General features: G+C 74.6%; 20 protein-coding genes and 1 tRNA gene. 11 read left to right on the forward strand and 10 right to left on the reverse strand.

Annotation, left to right across the window (positions count from 1 at the left end; translation table 11 throughout):
• Positions 1-11 precede the first annotated feature (11 nt).
• From ATM99_RS04615 to ATM99_RS04625, 3 genes are all read left to right on the forward strand, one after another.
• Positions 12-518, forward strand: a complete 507-nt coding sequence (locus ATM99_RS04615; protein ID WP_150118125.1) for a hypothetical protein — start codon at positions 12-14, stop codon at positions 516-518.
• A 55-nt stretch (positions 519-573) separates the two neighbouring features.
• Positions 574-1,500 (forward strand): thioredoxin domain-containing protein, encoded by a 927-nt coding sequence (locus tag ATM99_RS04620; RefSeq protein ID WP_062101755.1) that lies wholly within the window; start codon positions 574-576, stop codon positions 1,498-1,500.
• 74 nt (positions 1,501-1,574) lie between these two features.
• Positions 1,575-1,651: transfer RNA gene (locus tag ATM99_RS04625), tRNA-Thr, on the forward strand.
• Positions 1,652-1,767: 116 nt separating this feature from the next.
• Here the strand turns inward: ATM99_RS04625 and ATM99_RS04630 are convergent.
• The 3 genes from ATM99_RS04630 to ATM99_RS04640 all read right to left on the reverse strand — a co-directional run bounded on the left by ATM99_RS04630 (position 1,768) and on the right by ATM99_RS04640 (position 4,492).
• Positions 1,768-2,643 (reverse strand): hypothetical protein, encoded by an 876-nt coding sequence (locus ATM99_RS04630; RefSeq protein ID WP_062101756.1) that lies wholly within the window; start codon positions 2,641-2,643, stop codon positions 1,768-1,770.
• Between the two features lie 310 nt (positions 2,644-2,953).
• Positions 2,954-3,715 (reverse strand): deoxyribonuclease IV, encoded by a 762-nt coding sequence (locus ATM99_RS04635; RefSeq protein WP_190278772.1) that lies wholly within the window; start codon positions 3,713-3,715, stop codon positions 2,954-2,956.
• 102 nt (positions 3,716-3,817) lie between these two features.
• Positions 3,818-4,492, reverse strand: a complete 675-nt coding sequence (locus ATM99_RS04640) for a response regulator transcription factor (protein WP_062101757.1) — start codon at positions 4,490-4,492, stop codon at positions 3,818-3,820.
• 77 nt (positions 4,493-4,569) lie between these two features.
• On the opposite strand from ATM99_RS04640, the gene ATM99_RS04645 reads away from it, so the two are divergent.
• The 4 genes from ATM99_RS04645 (at position 4,570) to ATM99_RS04660 (ending at position 7,829) form a co-directional block, all read left to right on the forward strand.
• Positions 4,570-5,748, forward strand: a complete 1,179-nt coding sequence (locus ATM99_RS04645; protein WP_062101758.1) for a sensor histidine kinase — start codon at positions 4,570-4,572, stop codon at positions 5,746-5,748.
• Between the two features lie 265 nt (positions 5,749-6,013).
• The gene (locus tag ATM99_RS19225) at positions 6,014-6,508 is read left to right on the forward strand and encodes a hypothetical protein (protein ID WP_062101759.1); all 495 of its coding nucleotides are present in this window, start codon (positions 6,014-6,016) and stop codon (positions 6,506-6,508) included.
• 2 nt (positions 6,509-6,510) lie between these two features.
• Positions 6,511-7,011 (forward strand): signal peptidase I, encoded by a 501-nt coding sequence (locus ATM99_RS18560; protein ID WP_190278773.1) that lies wholly within the window; start codon positions 6,511-6,513, stop codon positions 7,009-7,011.
• Positions 7,008-7,829 (forward strand): hypothetical protein, encoded by an 822-nt coding sequence (locus ATM99_RS04660; protein ID WP_150118127.1) that lies wholly within the window; start codon positions 7,008-7,010, stop codon positions 7,827-7,829. The genes ATM99_RS18560 and ATM99_RS04660 overlap by 4 nt, the downstream gene beginning before the upstream one ends.
• A gap of 27 nt (positions 7,830-7,856) precedes the next feature.
• Here the strand turns inward: ATM99_RS04660 and ATM99_RS04665 are convergent, their stop codons facing one another.
• Both ATM99_RS04665 and ATM99_RS04670 read right to left on the reverse strand, forming a co-directional pair.
• Positions 7,857-8,732, reverse strand: a complete 876-nt coding sequence (locus tag ATM99_RS04665; protein ID WP_082659276.1) for an SGNH/GDSL hydrolase family protein — start codon at positions 8,730-8,732, stop codon at positions 7,857-7,859.
• A 22-nt stretch (positions 8,733-8,754) separates the two neighbouring features.
• Positions 8,755-9,429: a uracil-DNA glycosylase gene (locus tag ATM99_RS04670; protein WP_062101762.1), complete on the reverse strand. Its 675-nt coding sequence runs from the start codon at positions 9,427-9,429 to the stop codon at positions 8,755-8,757.
• 142 nt (positions 9,430-9,571) lie between these two features.
• Here ATM99_RS04670 and ATM99_RS04675 point away from each other — a divergent pair, with 142 nt between their 5' ends.
• The 3 genes from ATM99_RS04675 to ATM99_RS04685 all read left to right on the forward strand — a co-directional run bounded on the left by ATM99_RS04675 (position 9,572) and on the right by ATM99_RS04685 (position 10,950).
• A complete protein-coding gene (locus ATM99_RS04675; protein ID WP_062101763.1) occupies positions 9,572-9,886 on the forward strand; it encodes a DUF3263 domain-containing protein in 315 nt (104 codons plus the stop codon).
• A 100-nt stretch (positions 9,887-9,986) separates the two neighbouring features.
• Positions 9,987-10,607 carry a LytR C-terminal domain-containing protein gene (locus ATM99_RS04680; protein ID WP_062101764.1) on the forward strand — a complete coding sequence of 207 codons (621 nt, stop codon included), beginning with the start codon at positions 9,987-9,989 and terminating at the stop codon, positions 10,605-10,607.
• Positions 10,608-10,746: 139 nt separating this feature from the next.
• Positions 10,747-10,950, forward strand: coding sequence for a cold-shock protein (locus ATM99_RS04685; RefSeq protein ID WP_062101765.1), 204 nt, complete (start codon positions 10,747-10,749; stop codon positions 10,948-10,950).
• Between the two features lie 94 nt (positions 10,951-11,044).
• Here ATM99_RS04685 and ATM99_RS04690 read toward each other — a convergent pair whose 3' ends face one another.
• Positions 11,045-12,520 carry a hypothetical protein gene (locus ATM99_RS04690; protein ID WP_062101766.1) on the reverse strand — a complete coding sequence of 492 codons (1,476 nt, stop codon included), beginning with the start codon at positions 12,518-12,520 and terminating at the stop codon, positions 11,045-11,047.
• Positions 12,521-12,749: 229 nt separating this feature from the next.
• On the opposite strand from ATM99_RS04690, the gene groL reads away from it, so the two are divergent.
• A complete protein-coding gene (groL, locus tag ATM99_RS04695) occupies positions 12,750-14,375 on the forward strand; it encodes a chaperonin GroEL (protein WP_062101767.1) in 1,626 nt (541 codons plus the stop codon).
• Between the two features lie 71 nt (positions 14,376-14,446).
• Here the strand turns inward: groL and ATM99_RS04700 are convergent, their stop codons facing one another.
• The 4 genes from ATM99_RS04700 to flgK form a co-directional block, all read right to left on the reverse strand.
• Positions 14,447-15,655 carry an EAL and HDOD domain-containing protein gene (locus ATM99_RS04700; protein ID WP_062101768.1) on the reverse strand — a complete coding sequence of 403 codons (1,209 nt, stop codon included), beginning with the start codon at positions 15,653-15,655 and terminating at the stop codon, positions 14,447-14,449.
• Between the two features lie 86 nt (positions 15,656-15,741).
• Positions 15,742-16,182 carry a flagellar assembly protein FliW gene (locus tag ATM99_RS04705; RefSeq protein WP_062101769.1) on the reverse strand — a complete coding sequence of 147 codons (441 nt, stop codon included), beginning with the start codon at positions 16,180-16,182 and terminating at the stop codon, positions 15,742-15,744.
• Positions 16,179-17,078, reverse strand: a complete 900-nt coding sequence (flgL, locus tag ATM99_RS04710) for a flagellar hook-associated protein FlgL (RefSeq protein ID WP_062101805.1) — start codon at positions 17,076-17,078, stop codon at positions 16,179-16,181. Before flgL ends, ATM99_RS04705 begins: the two co-directional genes overlap by 4 nt.
• Before the next feature lie 5 nt (positions 17,079-17,083).
• The gene (flgK, locus tag ATM99_RS04715) at positions 17,084-18,502 is read right to left on the reverse strand and encodes a flagellar hook-associated protein FlgK (RefSeq protein ID WP_062101770.1); all 1,419 of its coding nucleotides are present in this window, start codon (positions 18,500-18,502) and stop codon (positions 17,084-17,086) included.
• Between the last annotated feature and the right edge of the window lie 5 nt (positions 18,503-18,507).

Below are 18,507 nucleotides of genomic sequence, written 5' to 3' on the forward strand. Positions count from 1 at the left end.
ACCCTGGGCCCGTGCGTGCGACCACAGCGGTGCGGGGGCTGACCCCGGCCGTCGGGCGCGCCCCCGTGCTGGGCGCCCTCGGCGTGCTGCTGTCGGTCGCCTCGGTCGTGCTGGGGGTGCAGGGCCGCGTGCTGCTGCACCAGTGCCTCACCGCCGAGGGGCCGCTCGCGGCGCTCGGCATGCGCCTGGCGGTGCTGCGCTCGGCCGCCGAGTGCCCCGAGGGCGCGGTCGGCCTGGGCTCGACGTCGCAGGGGGCCGTGGTCCTGCTGAGCGTCGCGCTGCCCGCGCTCGCCGCGCACGTCCTGCTGGCCGCGGGCGGGCTCGGGCTCGGGGTCGCGGTGCGCCGCGCCGCCGCCGCGGTCCGCTCGGTGCTCGCGGCGCGCCTCCCCGCGCCGATGCGCCTTCGGCCCGCCCTCGTGCCCGCTCACGTGCGCGTCACCGCCGACGTCGCGGTGCGGGTGCCCGCGGGCCGTGTGCTCGACCCCGCCCGCCCGCACCGGGGACCGCCGGCGCGCTGATCAGCGCCCGCCCGTACGTCCCCGCCGGCTCGCCGGCCCACACCCAGGAGCACCCATGCCCACGAACGACCCCCGCGCACCCAAGGCGCAGCGCCGCGAGGAGGCGCGCGCCAAGGCGCTCGCCCTGCGGCAGGAGCAGGAGCGCAAGGCCAAGCGCACCCGGCTGATCGCGATCGGCGGCCTCGTCATGGCCCTCGTCGTCTTCGGCGGCATCGCCTTCGCCATCTTCTGGCAGAGCCGGGCCAACGCCGAGGCCTACGGCGACGTGGTCTACGCCGGCGGCACCGCCAACACGGTCGTGCCCGCGCTGGCCGACGTCGAGCGGCCCGACGTGGCCGACGCCGGGGGCGGAGTGCCCGTCAGCGCCGAGGGCGTCGGCAAGTCCGGCGCCGACGACGTCGAGGTGCAGGTCTACTTCGACTTCATGTGCCCCTACTGCGGCATGTTCGACCGCGCCAACGGCGCCGAGCTCGAGCGCCTGGCCGAGGCCGGCGGCGTGACGGTCGTCTACAAGAACATCTCGTTCCTCGACGGCAACTCGCGCGGCACGTTCTACTCGACGCGCGCCGCCAACGCGGCCGCCGTGGTCGCCGCGCAGGACCCCGAGCACTACGTCGACTTCATCAGCGCGCTGTACACCGAGGAGAACCAGCCCGACGAGGGCACGACCGGCCCGAAGGACTCGCGCCTCGCCGAGATCGCCGTCGGCGTCGGCGTGCCCCAGTCGGTCGCCGACCAGTTCACGGCGACCGTCGACGGCACGTACGAGGTCGCGACGTCCGGGACCGAGACCGAGGAGCGTGAGGGCACGTGGCGCACCTACGCGCCGTTCGTCGCCGCCACCACGCAGCAGGCGCAGAACGACCTCGGCGGCCTGGGCACGCCGACCGTCCTCATCGACGGCAAGAAGTGGGACGCGGACCTCTACACCACCGGCCCGCTGACCGACGCGATCAACCAGGCGGTCGCCGCCAAGGGTTGACCGTCGCCGCGGGCGCCCGTCCCCTCGCCGGGGCGGGCGCCCGCGCGCGTCGCGGCCGGTACCCTGGCCGCCTCGCCTCCTTAGCTCAGCTGGCCAGAGCAGCTGTCTTGTAAACAGCAGGTCGTCGGTTCGAATCCGACAGGGGGCTCCACCTGGTTGCGAGCGCGCATCCGTCGACGGACGGGCGGAAGCTTCCGACCAGTCGCAGGTTTGTCTCACCCACACCCGTGCGACGCGTGCCGCACGCGGCCAGTGCGCGGGGTCCGGTCACTGCGCACCGCAGACCTCGAGTTCTGCACGAACCGCCGTGTTCGGCAGGGGTGACGCGCCGAGCGTGAATGCCCGGAAGAGGGCGCTGCGATACTCGTTGGCGAACGTCTGCCCCGTTCGTCCGCTGTCGACCGCTGTCGTCCCTTCCATCAAGTAGCGGCGATGGAAATAGCTCCCAGACGGGAGCAGGGGCGGGACCTCGAGCGGTGTGATTGCTTGGCCGTTGACGATGGCGACGGTGGAGCTCTGTTCCCAGTCGACGTCGACGTCGGCTGCTGATGGAATCCACTGCACGGCCATGTCGTGATCAACCAACGTGCCTAGCATGGGCGTGCCGTGACAATGCACGACCGCGAAGACCTGCAGAGCGCGTGGTGCGACGACGTTCGGAACGCCCTGCAGAACGAACGGGAGAACGATCAGGGCGGCGGCGGAGGCCTTCGCGCCACCCTGGAGGGTAGAGCAGGGCGTACCAGTCTCCTCTGCCGGGCCTGCGGCTGCGTACACCGCAGCGCCCACCAGCGAAGCTGGCAACCACGACGTCGCCGCGAGCGTCATGCCGTCTTCAGGACTGGCCAGCGTGACCGCCCCGACCATCCACCGGAAGTAGGCGGCGGACACCCAGAAGATTACGGACGCGACGAGAAAGGCCAGTGGTGCGAGCGTCATCACGAGCGGCCACCACCTGCCGGTGCGAGGTGCGAAGTGCGCGGCCGTCAGCGCCGAACCGGTCGCCGCCAGGACGAAGACCGTGAGCGGAGCGGGTCTGAATGTGCCGACGAGAGCGGTCGCGACCACTCCGGATACAATCCCCGACGCGGCCGCGATGTTCAGGTAGGACGCAGCCACCATCTTCGCCCGTGTCATCGACATGCGCCGAGTCAATCATCATGGTCTGACATCGTCGCGAACGCCTCGATTGGCGCAGTGACCGGCGACGCGTGGTGATTCGCGACTCGCTCGTGCGTGTCGGCTTCTGGTGCTGCCGTCGAGCCCCGGGGCCGGCAGCTTCCGCGCGAGCCGGGAACCCCACGCCTGGACGGTGCAACCGTGGAGTGGTGCTCGTCCTCGGAGATCTGAAGAGGAGCGCGTCGGTCGCAGTCATCTGCTCGCGAGCCACGCCCGGAGTCTGGTGGTCGCCCTACTGACTCGCCGTCGGACGCCGTGGGCGGCGCGCCGCCGCTCAGGCGCCGAGCGCCTCGCGCAGGTACGCCACGTCCTCGGCCTGACCCTCGGCGGGCGTCTCGACGACCACGTCGCAGCCCGCCTCGCGCACGACGTGCGCGATGAGCTCGGGCGGGATCGTGCCGTCGGCGAAGGACGCGTGCCGGTCGCGGCTCGACCCGTGCGGGTCACGCGAGGAGTTGGCGTGCACGAGGTCGATGCGGCCCGTGATCGCGGTCAGCCGCTCGACGATCGTCTCGAGGTCCTCGCCGGCCGCCCACGCGTGGCACGTGTCGAGGCACACGCCGACGTCGTGGCCGCCGATCGCGTCCCACAGCATCGCCCACCGGTCGAGCGTGCGCGCGCACGCGTTCTCGCCGCCCGCGGTGTTCTCGACCAGCACGCGCACGGGGAACGTCGCGCGCTCGAACGTCTTGCGCCAGTTGTCGAACCCGATCGCGACGTCGTCGCCGTCGCCCACGTGACCGCCGTGCACGACCAGGCCGCGCGCGCCGAGGTCGGCCGCGGCGGCGGTGTGCTGCGCGATCATGTTCCGGCTCGGGATGCGGATCCGGTTGTTCGTCGACGCGACGTTCACCAGGTACGGCGCGTGCGCGTAGATGCCCAGGCCCGACGCGACGAGCGCGTCCGCGTCGTCGCGGCGCACGGGCTTCTTCCAGCCCTGCGGGTCGGCCAGGAACACCTGGACGGCCTGCGCGCCGACGCGCTGGGCCTCCGACACCGGGTCGTCCCCGCGCACGTGCGCGCCGATCAGCACCACGACGTCCTCCTCGAGTCCTCGACGGTCACCCGCACCAGACTCGCACGCGGCACCCACGGTCGGCGCCCGGGCGGGGCGCGGCCACGACCGGCCGCGGCGAGGTCAGAGCGCGGGGCCCGTCTCCTCGAGCAGCCGCAGCGCCGCGCTCACCCGCGGGTTGCGCGCCGGGTCGGTGTCGATCCCCAGGGTCGTGTAGACCGCGTAGACGTGGTTCTGCACCGACTTCTCGGTGATGCCGAGCTGCGCGGCGATGCCTGCGTTCGACAGCCCCTGCGCGAGCAGCCGCAGCACCGTGTACTGGCGCTGCGTGAGGCGCGCGACGCTCGACCCAGCCCGCGGCGCGACCCGCTCGAGCAGCGCGGGGTCCAGCACCGTCTCGCCCGCGGCCGCGGCGCGCACCGCGTGCAGCAGCGTCGGCTCGCTCGTCGTCGACGTCTTGGACAGGTAGCCCCAGCCGTGCGCGACGTCGCGCGGCAGGTCCAGCAGCAGGTCCATCGCGTCGTGCGCCGACAGCAGCAGGATCCCCAGCTGCGGCTGCGAGCGGCGCAGGGTCACACCCAGGGCGATGCCGTTGCCGTCGGGCAGGTCGATGTCGAGCACGACGACGTCGACGAGGCCGGGGCTGAGGACCGCGCGCGCCTCGGTGACCGAGCCGAGCGCGGCGACGACCTCGAAGCCGCCGGCGTCGCCGAAGGAACGCTCGAGCATCGAGCGGAACAGCGGCTGGTCCTCGACGATCGCGACGCGCAGACGACGGACAGGAGTGGCTGGGATCATCTCGACCAGTATCGTCGCGGGGGTGCCGTCGCGCGCGGGACGCGTCAGGCGACGACGGCACCGAGCGGGGTGAAATCATGCAGGGCGGACAGGACGGGGTGCAGGCCGCGGTCCGGCACGGCGACGAGGTCGCCGACCGTCGCGCCCTGCTGCGCGGCGCGGGCGTCGTCGCGCTCGGGTACGCGCTCGGGGCCGCGCTGCAGAGCTCGTGGATCTACTCCCAGCTGCTGCCGGAGTGGGGCACGGTCGAGCTGTGGCGTCGTCTGCTCGCCAACGGGGTGGCCGTCGCGGGCCTGGTGGCCGCCCTCGTCGTGCTGCGCGTGCACGCGACGCCGACCGTGGCCGGCGTCGCGCTGCGCGGGGCGGTCGCGGCGCTGTTCATGGGGACGCTGCGGGTCGCGGCGCAGGTCGTCGTGGGCGTGTACGCGCTCGACGAGGCCCGGGCCCTGGGCGCCGAGGTGCTCTCCGGCACGCTGATCGCCCTGATCTCGACCGCCATCGGCGTCGCGTCGATGGTGTCCCTGCGGCGGTCGCGGGTCGCGACGCGGGAGGCCGAGCGCGAGGCCGTGAGCGTCGAGCACGCGGTCCGGGCGCTCGAGGACGAGGAGATCCGGGTGCGGCGCGCGGTCGCCGAGGGTCTGCACGGGACGCTGCAGCAGCGTCTGGTGCTCGTCGACGCGCGCCTCGACGCGGTCCAGGCCGCGACCGAGCGGGCGCTGCCCGCGGCCACCGCCGACGTGCGCTGGGTGCGCTCGCAGCTCGCGGAGGCGCGCGACCTCGACGTGCGCCGCATGAGCCGGCTGCTCTACCCGGACCGTCTCGAGCTCGGGGTCGTGCCCGCCGTCCGGGCCCTGCTCGGCAGGCTTCCGGCCACGATCGCCACGAACCTCGTCGTGGGGGAGGAGCTGCGCGGCGTCGACGACCCGACCCGCGGCGGCCTGACGATCCCCGAGCGGCTGCTGGTCGTGCGGGTCGTCGAGGAGGCCGTGACGAACGCGCTCAAGCACGGCCCGCCGTCGCGCGTCGACGTGCGGATGGACGTCGACGACGGCGTGCTCGAGGTGGTCGTCGCGAACGACGGCGGGTCGTTCGACGCGCCGGCCGAGCAGGACCCCACGACGGGCACCGCGCGGCTGGCCCAGCGGCTGCGCATCGCGGGGGGCTCGCTGCACGTCGGGCCGGGTGCCGGCGGCGGTGCGCTCGTCGAGGCGCGCGTGCCGCTGGGCGTGCTGCAGGGCGAGGACCGCACGGACTGAGCCGGGCCGCGCACGGCCCGTCGCGCGCCCCGGGGCGCCGCACGGACGTGACGCAGGCCACGCGCCCGCGCCGGGACGAAAGTCCCCCTGACCTGGGGGTTCGTGTCTCAAAAACGGCGCCTCGCGGACGGTTCTCGGGTGAAGAACTCGGGCATGTCCGGCGCACCCCGGGAGTTTTCACCTAGGCCTCCTCCGGGCGGGTGACGGGCCGGATCGATAGTGGATGCGCACCCACCTGAACGCTCGTCCAAGAAGGGGCTCACCCATGCCCACGTCCTCCAAGCGCGCGAACCGCCGCAAGCTCCTCGCCGTCGGCCTCGCCGTGCTCGGCGTCGCCGGCCTCTCGCTCGCGTCCGCGTCGCAGCTCAACGTCAACGGCACGTCCGCGGCGGTCGCCCAGGCCGGCACCGCGGCCGTCACGACCGCGGTCTGCCAGACCAGCGCCGTCGCCGTGTCGTACGGCCTCACGTCCGCGCCCGCCGGCACGCTCGCCACGGGGTCGTCCTTCGGCTTCGCGTCCGAGGCCGACGCGCTCACCCTCACGTCCTTCGACGCCGCGTGCGGCGGCAAGACCGTCAAGGTCGCGCTCGGCTCGGCCACGGGTACGCAGATCGGCGACGTCTACAGCGGCACCGTCCCCGCCGCGGGCGGCCCCGTGACGCTGAAGCTGAACGGTGCCGACGGCTCGTTCGGCAAGGCGCTCACGGCCGCGCAGATCAACAGCATCAGCAAGGTCGCCGTCACGGTCTACGGCGCCTGACCTTGGCCCGCCGCCAGCTCGCAGCACCCGCCGGGACCCGGCGGGTGCTGCGTGCTGCGCGGACGGCGGCCTCGTACGTCGCGCTCGCGGTCGCGGTGCTCCTGCTGTGGCCCACCAACCTCGGCGGCTGCACGTCCTTCACGCTCGTCTCCGGGCACTCGATGGAGCCGACGTACCGCACGGGTGACATCGTCGTCGCCCGCTGCGGCGTCCCCCGGGTGGGTGACGTCGTGATCTACCGGCCCGCTGCGCTCGAGGGTGCGCGCATCATCCACCGCGTCATCGGTGGCGACCCGGGCGGCTGGCAGCTCCAGGGCGACAACAACGACCAGGCCGACCCCTTCACCCCGACGCAGGACGAGGTCGTCGGCGTCGAGCTGCTGCACGTGCCGCGCGTCGGGCTCGCGATCGGGTGGGCCGCCAACCCCGGCGTGTGGGCCAGTGTGCTGGTGCTCGCGCTCGCGCTCGTCGTGTGGCCGGCCGCGCCGCGGGTCCGCACGTGATCCGCCGCCGCGCGGTGCGCCGCATCGCCGTCACGCTGAGCAGCGCGGCCGTCCTCGTGCTCGCGCTCGTCGTGCTCGCGGCGCAGGTCGCGTCGGCCGCGAGCCTGCCGCTCGTCGGCGGGTCCGGCGGCGGGCGGGCGTGGGCGGCCACCACCGCGCGCTGCCAGGAGGCGCCGCTCGCGCTCACCGCGGCGCCCGGCTCCGGGGTCCGCGTCACCGGCGTCCAGCCCGCGTGCGTCGGACGCCCGCTCGTCGTCAGCCTCTACGACCCCGCCGTGACGTCGTCGTCGGCGCAGTCGCTCCGCTTCACCGGCCAGGCCGCGGCCGCCGCCACGACCACCGTGCCGGGCGGCGCGTTCACCCCGGCCGCGGGTCTCGTCCCCCGCGTGACCGTCGACGGCTGGCTCGTGCCGGCGACCTGGACGGGGCAGCAGCCGTTCCTGCGCTGCACGGTGCCGGACGCCCCGGGGGCGTCGTGCGCGGTGACCCTCACGAACCTCCAGCAGTGGGGGTACCCGTCCACCACGACGTGGCTCGCGAACCTGGCCGTCTCGACGACCAGCGCGACACCCGTCACCTGGCAGGTCGACGTCAACCTGTCCGACCCCGGGCTGCCCTTCGTCGCCCGCGCCCTGACCGACGGGACCGGCGGTCTCGTGCTCGTCGCGACCAGCGGCTGCGGCGACGTGCCGCGCGTCGTCACGGTGCGCGGCACGACCGCGTGGGGGTCGTTCCACACCGTCGAGGCGGGGCGGACGTCCGCGATCCAGCTGCGCGGCGACCTGACGGGCACGGGCGGCCTGCTCACCTGCCCGTAGCCCGCCGGCGCGCCGCCGCACGGGCGCTCACTCGACCGGCAGCGGCTCCGGTCGCTTGGCGACGCGGGAGTCGCCCGACGACTGCCGCCGCAGCCGGCGCGTCGCCCACGGGTACGCGTGGTCGCGCAGCCAGCGCGCGTCGGCACGCGCCCGCTCGACGCGGGGCACGGGCGGCAGCGGTGCCAGCGGGTCGTCCCAGTCCGGTCGGTCCGGCGGCAGGCCCAGGGCGACCAGCGCCGCCTGCGCGACGCGCGCGTGCCCGTCGGTCGTCAGGTGGATGCGGTCCTCCGACCACATGCGCCAGTCGAGCAGGCTGCGCATGCCCCACAGGTCCAGGACGTACGCGCCGTGCCGCCGCGCGATCGACCAGACGTGCGCGCTGAAGACGCCGGTGCGGCTGCGCGTCGTGCGCACCAGCGGGCTCTCGCGCGCGTCGAACCCGGTCGAGAGCAGCACGTCGGTGCCGTCCGCGCGCAGCCGCGCGACCGCGCGCTCGAGGTCGGCCGCGACGCGGTCCACGTCGACCGACGGCCGCAGCACGTCGTTGCCGCCGCCGACCAGGCTCACGAGGTCCGGGGACAGGCCGCGCGCGACCGGCACCTGCTCGGTGAGGATCGGGCGCATGAGCCGGCCCCGGACCGCGAGGTTCGCGTACTCGAGCGCCGGCAGGTCCGCGGCCGTGCGTCGCGCCGACAGGTGCGACGCGAGCTGGTCGGCCCACCCGCGCAGCGGGCCGTCCTCGCCGTCGGGGGCGTCCCACAGCCCCTCGGTGAAGGAGTCGCCGCACGCGACGTACCGCGTCCAGCGCGGCGCGGGACCGTCCGGCACCGTCGGGTCGGTGCCCGGCGGGGCGGCGGCGGGTCGTGGTGCGGTCGTGCCCTCGGGGTCGTGCGCGGCGGTCATGCCCCCATCATGCGCCGCGCCGTCAGGGCAGGCGCCAGTCCACGGGCTCCGCGCCCTGCTCGCGCAGCAGCGCGTCGACGCGCGAGAACGGGCGCGAGCCGAAGAACCCGCGGCTCGCGGACAGCGGGCTGGGGTGGGCGCTCGCGACCACGGGCACGTCGCCCAGGGCGGGGCGCAGCGACTGCGCGTCACGACCCCACAGCACGGCGACCAGGGGCCCGCCACGCTCGACGAGCGCCGCGATCGCGCGGTCGGTGACCTGCTCCCACCCGTGGCCCCGGTGCGACGCGGGCTCGCCCGGCCGCACCGTCAGGACCCTGTTGAGCAGCATGACGCCGCGGTCGGCCCACGGCGAGAGGTCGCCGCACGTGGGCGCGGGGACGCCGAGGTCGTCGACGAGCTCGCGGAACACGTTCGCGAGCGAGCGCGGCAGCGGTCGCACGTCGGGCTGCACCGAGAAGGACAGACCCATCGCGTGCCCGGGGGTCGGGTACGGGTCCTGGCCGACCACCAGCACGCGGACGTCGGCGAGGGGCCGCGTGAACGCGCGCAGGATCGCGTCGGACGCCGGCAGGTACTCGCGGCCGGCGGCGACCTCGTCCCGCAGGAACCTCCCGGCCGCGTGCAGCGCGGGCTCGGCGGGGGACAGGGCGCGCGCCCAGTCGGGGGCCACGAGCTGGTCGAGGGGCACGGTCACGGGCGAGCACGCTACCGGCCGCTCGCGCCGCGCGGCGCCCCGCGCGACGAATGACACCGTTGTGGTTCCGCACGTACGATGGACGGCGGAGCAGGACCACCCGCTGCCGCCGCTCACGACGAGGTCCGAACGAGGAGGAGCCTTGGACGCCACGGCTGTCCCCACGTCCGCGCACGACGACCTCCCGGACGCCCCGCGCCCGGCCGACGGCCTCAGCGACCGCGACCGCCAGGTCCTGGAGTTCGAGCGTCAGTGGTGGAAGTACGCGGGCGCCAAGGAACAGGCGGTCCGTGAGCTGTTCGACATGTCGGCCACCCGGTACTACCAGCTCCTCAACGCGTTGATCGACGAGCCCGCGGCGCTCGCGCACGACCCGATGCTCGTCAAGCGGCTGCGTCGCATGCGGTCGTCGCGCCAGCGGGCGCGGACCGCCCGCCGACTGGGCGCCGAGGCCTGAGCGTCGTCGTGGGTGGTGCGTCCCGGTATGTCACGCACCCGTCGACGCGGGACGGCGGGCCTGACCTGTGCGCGGCGTCCGAGACGTTAGCCTTGCGGCCGTGAGCAAGGCCGACTACCCGTACCCCGAGGACGAGTTCGACGCGATCTCGCCCGACGCCCCGACGGGTGTGCACCGTGCCCCGCGCTCCACGTGGAGCCGCTGGTGGCCCTTCCTCGTCGTGCTCCTCGTCGTGCCCGTGCTCGCGTGGGGCGCCGTGACCTACCTGTCGCGCACGGGGAGCCTGCCCGGCGACGCCGCGTCGCCCGCGGGCGGCTCGAGCGGCGAGGTGCAGGAACCGCCCGCCGGCGACGGCACGACGGACGAGCCCGCCGACGGCGCCGACGGCGGCACCGGTGAGGAGCAGCCCCCGCCGGAGGAGACGACCGAGGCGCCGCAGCCCGTGCTCACGACGTCCGTGCGGGTCCTCAACGGCGCCCGGGTCTCGGGGCTCGCGGCCGAGGTCGCCGGTCAGCTCACGAGCGCCGGCTTCACGACCGTCACGCCCGACAACGCCACCGGGTCGCTGCCCGCGCAGTCCACGGTGTTCATCGCCTCCGAGGACCTGCGCGCGACCGCCGACCTCGTCGCGAGCACGGTCGGCGTGCCGACGGTCGTGGTGGACGCGGCCCGGGCCGGCAGCGCCATCTCGGTGGTCCTGGTCACCGACCCGCGCGGCTGACGGCCCCGCCGCTGCACCCGGACGGTCGAGTCGGGCGTCACCTGAGCAGACCCTGGTCGCGCGACCACGCCCCGCACTAGGCTCCGGGCACCGGGGCGACGGCGGATCGTCCCGGCCACCGGACGTCGAGGAGCACGGCATGGCCCAGGGCACGGTCAAGTGGTTCAACGCGGAGAAGGGGTTCGGGTTCATCACGCCCGAGGGCGGAGGACAGGACCTCTTCGTGCACTACAGCGCGATCCAGGTCGACGGCTACCGCTCGCTCGACGAGGGTCAGTCGGTCGAGTTCGAGGTGGGGCAGGGGACCAAGGGGCCGCAGGCCGAGCAGGTGCGCCCCGTCTGAGCGCGTGGGTGCGGTGCCCGCAGCGGCGGGCGCGGCACGGCACGGACGGCCCGGTCGCCCCGCGCGACCGGGCCGTCGGCGTGCCCGGGCGTCCTCACGCGGCGTCGAGGTCGTCCAGCGCGTCGAGCGCCAGCAGCACGCACGCCGCGCTCCAGCCGAGGGGCGCCACCGCGGCCGGGGCGCCGTCGGCCAGCACCTTCTCGGGGATCGCGCCCGACGCCGTGCGGTGGGCGGCGATGACGTCGAGCCAGCGGGCGGCGGTCGCGCGGTCGCCCTGCTCCGCGGCGACCCACGCGTAGAGCGAGGTCTGCGGCGTCCACGAGACGCCGTCGCGCCGCCACCCGCCGCCCGGTGCGAGGCCGCTCGCCGGGCGCAGCATGGACGGGACCGACGCGCGCCACGCCGCCGCGCCGTCCGCGGGCGGCTGCGACCAGAACGGTGCGAGGACGAACGCGCTGGCCGCGTCCGGGACGGTGCGTGAGCGGTAGCGACCGTAGCCGACCGGTCCGAACGCGGCGACCACGGCGTCGCGCGCGCGGGCGGCGCCGGTCGCGGCGGCGGCCGCCTCGTCGGGCCGGCCGGCCGCGGCCAGCACGGTCGCCGCCTGCTCGAGCCCGGCGACCAGGGGTGCGGCCGTGCCGAGCGTGACCTCGCTCTCCGCGACCTCCCAGTAGTCCGGCGACGCGGGCGGCAGCCCGTCCGCGACGAGCGTGAGGACGTGCCGCGCGGACAGCGCGACGAGCGGTGCGAGGCGCGCCGCGACCGCGGGCCGGTCGGCGGGCGCCACCTCGGCGAGCACGAGACCCGCGGCCCACATCGACCAGCCCGTGCCGTCGCTCTGGGTCCCGCGGTCGTCGGGCGGACCCGAGCCGTCCGGCAGGTAGCGGGCCTGGAACGACCCGTCCGGCTCCTGCACGCGGGTCAGGAAGTCGAGCACCGCGAGCGCGTCGTCGACGCGGCCCGTGCGGGCCAGCGCGACGGCGACGAACGACGCGTCGCGGGGCCACACGTAGCGCCAGTGCGGGGACCACGCGGCGACGACGACGCCGTCCGCGACCGTGAGCGAGTGCAGGTCGAGCAGCGCCGCGCGCGCGAGGTCGGCGTAGCGGCCCGTTCCTCCGGGCACTGTGCCGGCCGCGAGCCACGCGAGCTGCTGCGCGGCAGCCCGTCGGGCCGCCCGGGGGCCGACCGCGGCCGTGGTCGTGGGGGTGCCGCCGAGGGCGTCGACGAGCACGGCCACCGTCGGGTCCGGGACGCGGGTCCCCGGCAGGTACGTCGCCGTCGCGGCCGCCGGCACCTCGGCGCGCGCGCCGTCGGGAAGCACGGCGACCGCCTGCTGGTGGAGCGCGATCTGCGCGTGCGCGACGCCCGTGCCGACCCCGGTGCCGATCCCGCCCACGGCTCCCGTGCCCGTGCCCGCGTCCGCTGCGGGGGTCGCGACGGCGGGCCCGTCGCTCGCGGTGGCCGGGCCGGAGACGCCCGCGCCCGTCACGAGCAGGGCGCCGACCAGCACGAGCACCGCGCGGGCGCGGGCGCGCCGGGCGCGGCTCACGACGACGGCGTCGGGCACGTCCGCACCCTAGACCTTCGCCGTGGGCGGACGACAGGGACCTCGGTGCTGCTTGCACTCGAAGGGGTCGAGTGCTAACCATTGACTTAGCACTCTCCGGTGGAGAGTGACAGCAGCACACCGGCCGTAGGTGAGGGTCGTCGCGCGCGGGACGTGAGCGCGCACGCCGACCCGTCCGTCGCGGGCACCGACCGGCCACCCCACGAACCGGAAGAAGGATCACAGCCCCATGGCCAAGATCATCGCCTTCGACGAGGAGGCCCGGCGGAGCATGGAGCGCGGGCTCAACACGCTCGCCGACACCGTCAAGGTCACCCTCGGCCCCAAGGGCCGCAACGTCGTGCTCGACAAGAAGTGGGGCGCGCCGACGATCACGAACGACGGCGTCTCCATCGCCAAGGAGATCGACCTCGAGGACCCGTACGAGCGCATCGGTGCGGAGCTCGTCAAGGAGGTCGCCAAGAAGACCGACGACGTCGCGGGCGACGGCACCACCACCGCCACCGTCCTGGCCCAGGCGCTCGTGCGCGAGGGTCTGCGCAACGTCGCCGCCGGCGCCAACCCGATCGCCCTGAAGAAGGGCATCGAGAAGGCCGTCGAGGCCGTCACCGTCGCGCTGCTCGACCAGGCCAAGGAGGTCGAGACCAAGGCGGAGATCGCCGCCACGGCCGCGATCTCGGCCGGCGACCCGGCGATCGGCGAGCTCATCGCCGAGGCCCTCGACAAGGTCGGCAAGGAGGGTGTCATCACGGTCGAGGAGTCCAACGCCCTCGGCCTGGAGCTCGAGCTCACGGAGGGCATGCGCTTCGACAAGGGCTACCTGTCGGCGTACTTCGTGACCGACCCGGAGCGCCAGGAGGCGGTCCTCGAGGACGCGTACGTCCTGCTCGTCGAGTCCAAGGTCTCGAACGTCAAGGACCTGCTGCCGCTGCTGGAGAAGGTCATCCAGGCCGGCAAGCCGCTGCTCATCGTGGCCGAGGACGTCGAGTCCGAGGCGCTCGCGACGCTCGTCGTGAACCGCATCCGCGGCATCTTCAAGTCCATCGCCGTCAAGGCGCCGGGCTTCGGCGACCGCCGCAAGGCGATGCTGCAGGACATGGCCGTCCTCACCGGTGGCCAGGTCGTCTCCGAGACCGTCGGCCTCAAGCTGGACCAGGTCGGCCTCGAGGTGCTCGGCACGGCGCGCAAGGTCGTCGTGACCAAGGACGAGACCACGATCGTCGAGGGCGGCGGCGACGCCGGCCAGATCCAGGGCCGCGTCAACCAGATCCGCGCCGAGATCGAGAACTCGGACTCGGACTACGACCGCGAGAAGCTCCAGGAGCGCCTCGCCAAGCTCGCGGGCGGCGTCGCCGTCATCAAGGCGGGCGCGGCGACCGAGGTCGAGCTCAAGGAGCGCAAGCACCGCATCGAGGACGCCGTGCGCAACGCGAAGGCGGCCGTCGAGGAGGGCATCGTCGCCGGTGGTGGCGTCGCGCTCATCCAGGCCGGTGCCAAGGCGTTCGAGACCCTCGTGCTCGAGGGCGACGAGGCGACCGGTGCGCAGATCGTGAAGCTCGCGATCGAGGCCCCGCTCAAGCAGATCGCGATCAACGCCGGTCTCGAGGGCGGCGTCGTCGCCGAGAAGGTGCGCAACCTCCCGACGGGTCACGGCCTGAACGCCGCGACCAACACGTACGAGGACCTGCTCGCCGCGGGCGTCAACGACCCGGTCAAGGTCACGCGCTCGGCGCTGCAGAACGCCGCGTCGATCGCCGGTCTGTTCCTCACCACCGAGGCCGTCGTGGCCGACAAGCCGGAGAAGGCCGCCCCGGCCGCGCCCGGCGGTGGCGAGGACTTCGGCGGCGGGTTCTGATCCGCTAGCACCTCCCAGCACGACGAGGGCCGCTCACCCCGCGGGGTGAGCGGCCCTCCGTGCGTGCGGCGTCAGGACGCCGCGGCGAGCCGGCTCGCGAGCGACAGCGCCGACGACACCGCGTCGAGGTACACCCGTCCGACGTCGTACGGGTTGAGGCCCGTCGCCGCGAGGGCCTGCGGGTCGTTCTTCTCCTGCGCGAGCACCGCCGCGAGCGCCTGCCCGTAGCGCCCCGCGTGGTGCTCCAGCGCGGCGGCGACGTCGTGCGAGACGCCCGTGCGGGACACCACCTGCGAGGGCGCGACCTTGAGCTGCGCCGCGACGGCCGAGAGCAGGCCGACGGTGTAGCCGGTGTCGTCGCCCGTGATCCCCGAGACCGCCGTCGCGCGCGTCAGGAGGTACCACAACGTCTCCATCGCGGCCGGCGTCGACCCGACGAGAGCCGCGGTCGCGAGCGCGCCGAGCTGCCGCGGGCCCACGAGCACCACGGCGCGGTGCACCGAGTCGACCTTGTGACGCACGCCCATGGCCGAGGAGTTCACCAGGTGCAGCACGCGGATCGACAGCTCGGGGTCGCTCGCGACGGTCTGCGCGCAGGCCGAGGGGTCGGGGGTGGGGCCCGAGACGAGGCGGATCACCTCGAGGCACTGGATCTCCCCGACGCTGAACGAGCGCACGGGCTCGACCGGGCGCTGCTCGAGCACGAGCGGCCCCTGCAGGAACTCGGCGCCCGCCTCGAGCGCGGCGTCGACGCGGTCGCGCGTGGTGGCGTTCTCCGCCACGACCACGGCCCCGCGCGACGCGGCCTGCGCCGTGAGCTCGGAGAGCGTGCGCGCGTCCTGCGCGGCGTCGATCTTGACCATCTGCACGTACGGCAGCAGCGCGACCTGCGGCGCCGACCCCGTGAAGTCGCCGAGCGCCAGGCGCACGCCGGCCTCGGCGAGCGTGCCGAGCCGCTCGGTGGCCGTCGGCATGGCCTGCAGGTGCGGCGCGACCTCCACGACCACGCCGTGCGGCAGGTCCACGAGCATCTCGGGGTTCGCCAGGACGGAGCGCGTCGGTCGGATGACGAGGGGCCGCTCGCCCGCCAGGCGGGTGAGGTCGATCGTGCGGAGCATCGCGTCGACGAGGTGCTCGACCGACTCCTCGGGCATGGGCAGCCCCGAGCCGTCCGGCACGATCCCGCGCACGGCGTACGCGAAGATGCTCCGGTCGGGGTGCACGACCGGCTGACGGAGGATCGACGCGCTCGCGCGAGCGTGGCTGGTCGGGGTGGTCACGTGGCCTCCCGGGCAGGGGTGATTTCACCCACCCATCGGCACCTCGGCACCGGCGCTGAGGTTTCTGCGGCCGGGGACCGCGCCGGTCAGGCGAGCGGGGCGCGCAGCGGCAGGTCGTCCTCGAGCACGACCTGCCGTGCCCGGCCGTCCGCGGGGTGGACGACGAGCGGTGCCAGCAGGTTGGCCGACGGGTGCGCGCGGTCGTCGTCCGCGGGGTGCACGACCACGAGCAGGACCGGGGTCTCGTCCGGTGCGAGGCCCAGCGCCGCGCGGGCCTCGGCCGGTACGCGCGGCGCGTAGTCCGGGAAGAACGCGTGCGGCTCGACGACGAACAGCCGGACGGGACGCGCGTCCGCGGGCTCGGAGCGCAGCGTGAACAGCACGCCGGTCTCGTCGAGCGGGGCGAGCGTCCACTCGTGGTGGTCGGGCAGCCCGGGCAGCGCGGTCTCCGCCCGCAGGACGGGCGGGACCGCGAACGGACCGGAGGGCGTGACGACCGTGACGGGGGCCGCGTGCAGCGCGCTCATCGCAGGAAGTCCAGGAGCGAGGGCTGCAGGACCTTCGCCGCCGCCCCGAGGGCGCCGCGGTACGCGACCTCCTGGGCCTGCACGTCGAGGGTGATCTGCGCGAGGTCGATGTCCTCGATGCCGCCGATCTGCTCCCGGAGGGTGACCGTGCGGGCCATGAGCACGTCCTTGGCCGCGATGACCTGGCTGTGGCGGGCACCGACCGACGCGACCTGCTCGAGCAGGGCCGAGATGCGACCGTCGACCGCGGACAGGTCGGCGGACATGTCGCCGCTGCCCGCCCGGATCGAGGCGGCGAGCCTGTCCAGGACGGCGAACACCGAGTCGTCCCCGGTCCCGAAGGTCTGCGCGCCGTCGGCGTCGACGCGGACGGACGTGCCGGGGCCGATCTCACGGACCACCGACGCGCCGGTGAACCCGTTGAAGGTGTACGGGGGCGTCGCCGTCGGGTCGACGGTGAACGCGGGGTCCTTGCTGGTGCCGGCGAAGACCTGGCGTCCCGAGTAGGTCGCGTTCGCCTGCTGCAGCAGGTCGTCGCGCTTGGCCTCCACCTGGGCCGCGAGCGCCTCACGCGCGTCCGCGTTGAGCGACCCGTTGCCGGCGCCCACCGCGAGGTCGCGGGCCTTGCGCAGGATCGACAGCGACTGCTGCACGGCCTCGTCGACCGTGGTGAGCCAGGCGTCGCCGTCGGCGCGGTTGCGCTCGTGCTGGGTGTTCGCGCGCAGGTCGGCGCGCAGCCGCAGCAGGTCGTGGGCGCCGGCGGGGTCGTCGGACGGCACGGAGATCTTGGTGCCGCTCGACATCTGCGCCTGGAGCCGGGCACCCGCCGCGAGGCTCTGCTGCAGGTTCGCCAGCGTCGACCGCTGGATGGTGGTGTGCGTGACGCGTGTGACCATCGAGGTCACCTCCCGACGATGCCGGTGCGGTTGATGAGGGTGTCGAGCATCTCGTCGATCGCGGTGAGGACGCGCGCGGCACCCTCGTACGCGCGCTGGTGCGCGAGCATGTTCACGGTCTCCTCGTCGATGTCGACCGAGGCGTTCGCGAGCTGCTGGTTCTCGGCGGAGACCAGCCCGACGTTCGCGACGGTCGCGCGCGACGTCGCGCTGGCCGTCTTGACGCCGATGTCGGTGACGACCGCGCGCCACATCGCGTCGGGGCCGCCGTTGGCGCTGCCGAGCTGGGCGATCGCGGTGGCGACCGAGCCGTCGTACGGGCCCTTGCCGTCCTCGCCGGCCGCGACCTGGCTGCTCTGCGTCAGCGCGACCTTCAGGCTGAGGGCGGCGGGCTGGCCAGCGGTGACGGTGAAGAAGTCGCCGCCCGGGGTGCCGTCCTCGCGCCGCGCTGTCGAGTGCAGGGCGTTGACCTGGTCGTGCAGCGCCTGGGCGACCTTGTCGTACTCCTGGGCGGCTCCCGTCAGGAGCCCCCCCTGGTCGGGCGGCGCCAGCACGGACAGCAGCCCGGCGACCTTGCCGCCCTCGAGACCCGCGGACTGGGTGGGGAAGTCGGCCCACACGACCTGCACCGCGGTGCCCGCGGTCGCCTGCGAGAACGCGTCGGCGCCCGTCAGGGCGAGCTCGCTGACGCGCTTGCCCGTGACGAGCAGGTTGCCGCCGACGAGGACGTCGACCTGGCCGTTGTCGCGCACCCGGCTCGAGGCGCCGACCAGGGACGAGAGCTCGGTGACGAGCGAGTCGCGCTGGTCCGCGAGCTCGTGCGCGGTGCCGCCGGAGCTCTCGATCGCGAGGATGCGCTCGTTGAGGTCGGCCACGGACGAGGCGGCCGCGTTGACGCGGTCGACGAGCGCCGAGGTCGTGCTCCGGGCCTGCTGCCACTGCGTGGCGGCGTCGGTGTACAGCGTGTGCAGGCGCGTCGCGACGGCGTCGCCGCGCTCGAGCACCACCGCGCGGGCGCCCTCGCGGTTGGCGCCGTTGGCGAGGTCGGCGAAGCCGGCCCACAGGTCGGAGAGCTGGCCGCCCAGACCGGTCTTGGCCGGCTCGCCGAGGCTGCGCTCGAGCGCCGTGTAGGCGTCGCCCCGCACCGCGAGCTGGCCGGCGGTGCTCGCGGCGGCGCGCACCTTGGCGTCGAGGAACACGTCACCGAGCCGCACGGTGCCCGAGCTCTGGACGCCCTGGCCGACGCCGTTCGACGTCGAGAACATCGAGGGGACGCTGACCGCCTCGACGGACGAGAGGTTGACGCGCTGACGCGTGTACCCGTCGGTCTTGGCGTTGGCGACGTTCTGCGCCGAGACGTCGAGCGCCTGGCGCTGGGCGATGAGGGAGCTCAGGGCTGTCCCGAGTCCGGAGAAGGTGCTCACGGGTC

This window comes from Cellulomonas sp. B6, from assembly GCF_001462455.1.
Taxonomy (GTDB): domain Bacteria; phylum Actinomycetota; class Actinomycetes; order Actinomycetales; family Cellulomonadaceae; genus Cellulomonas.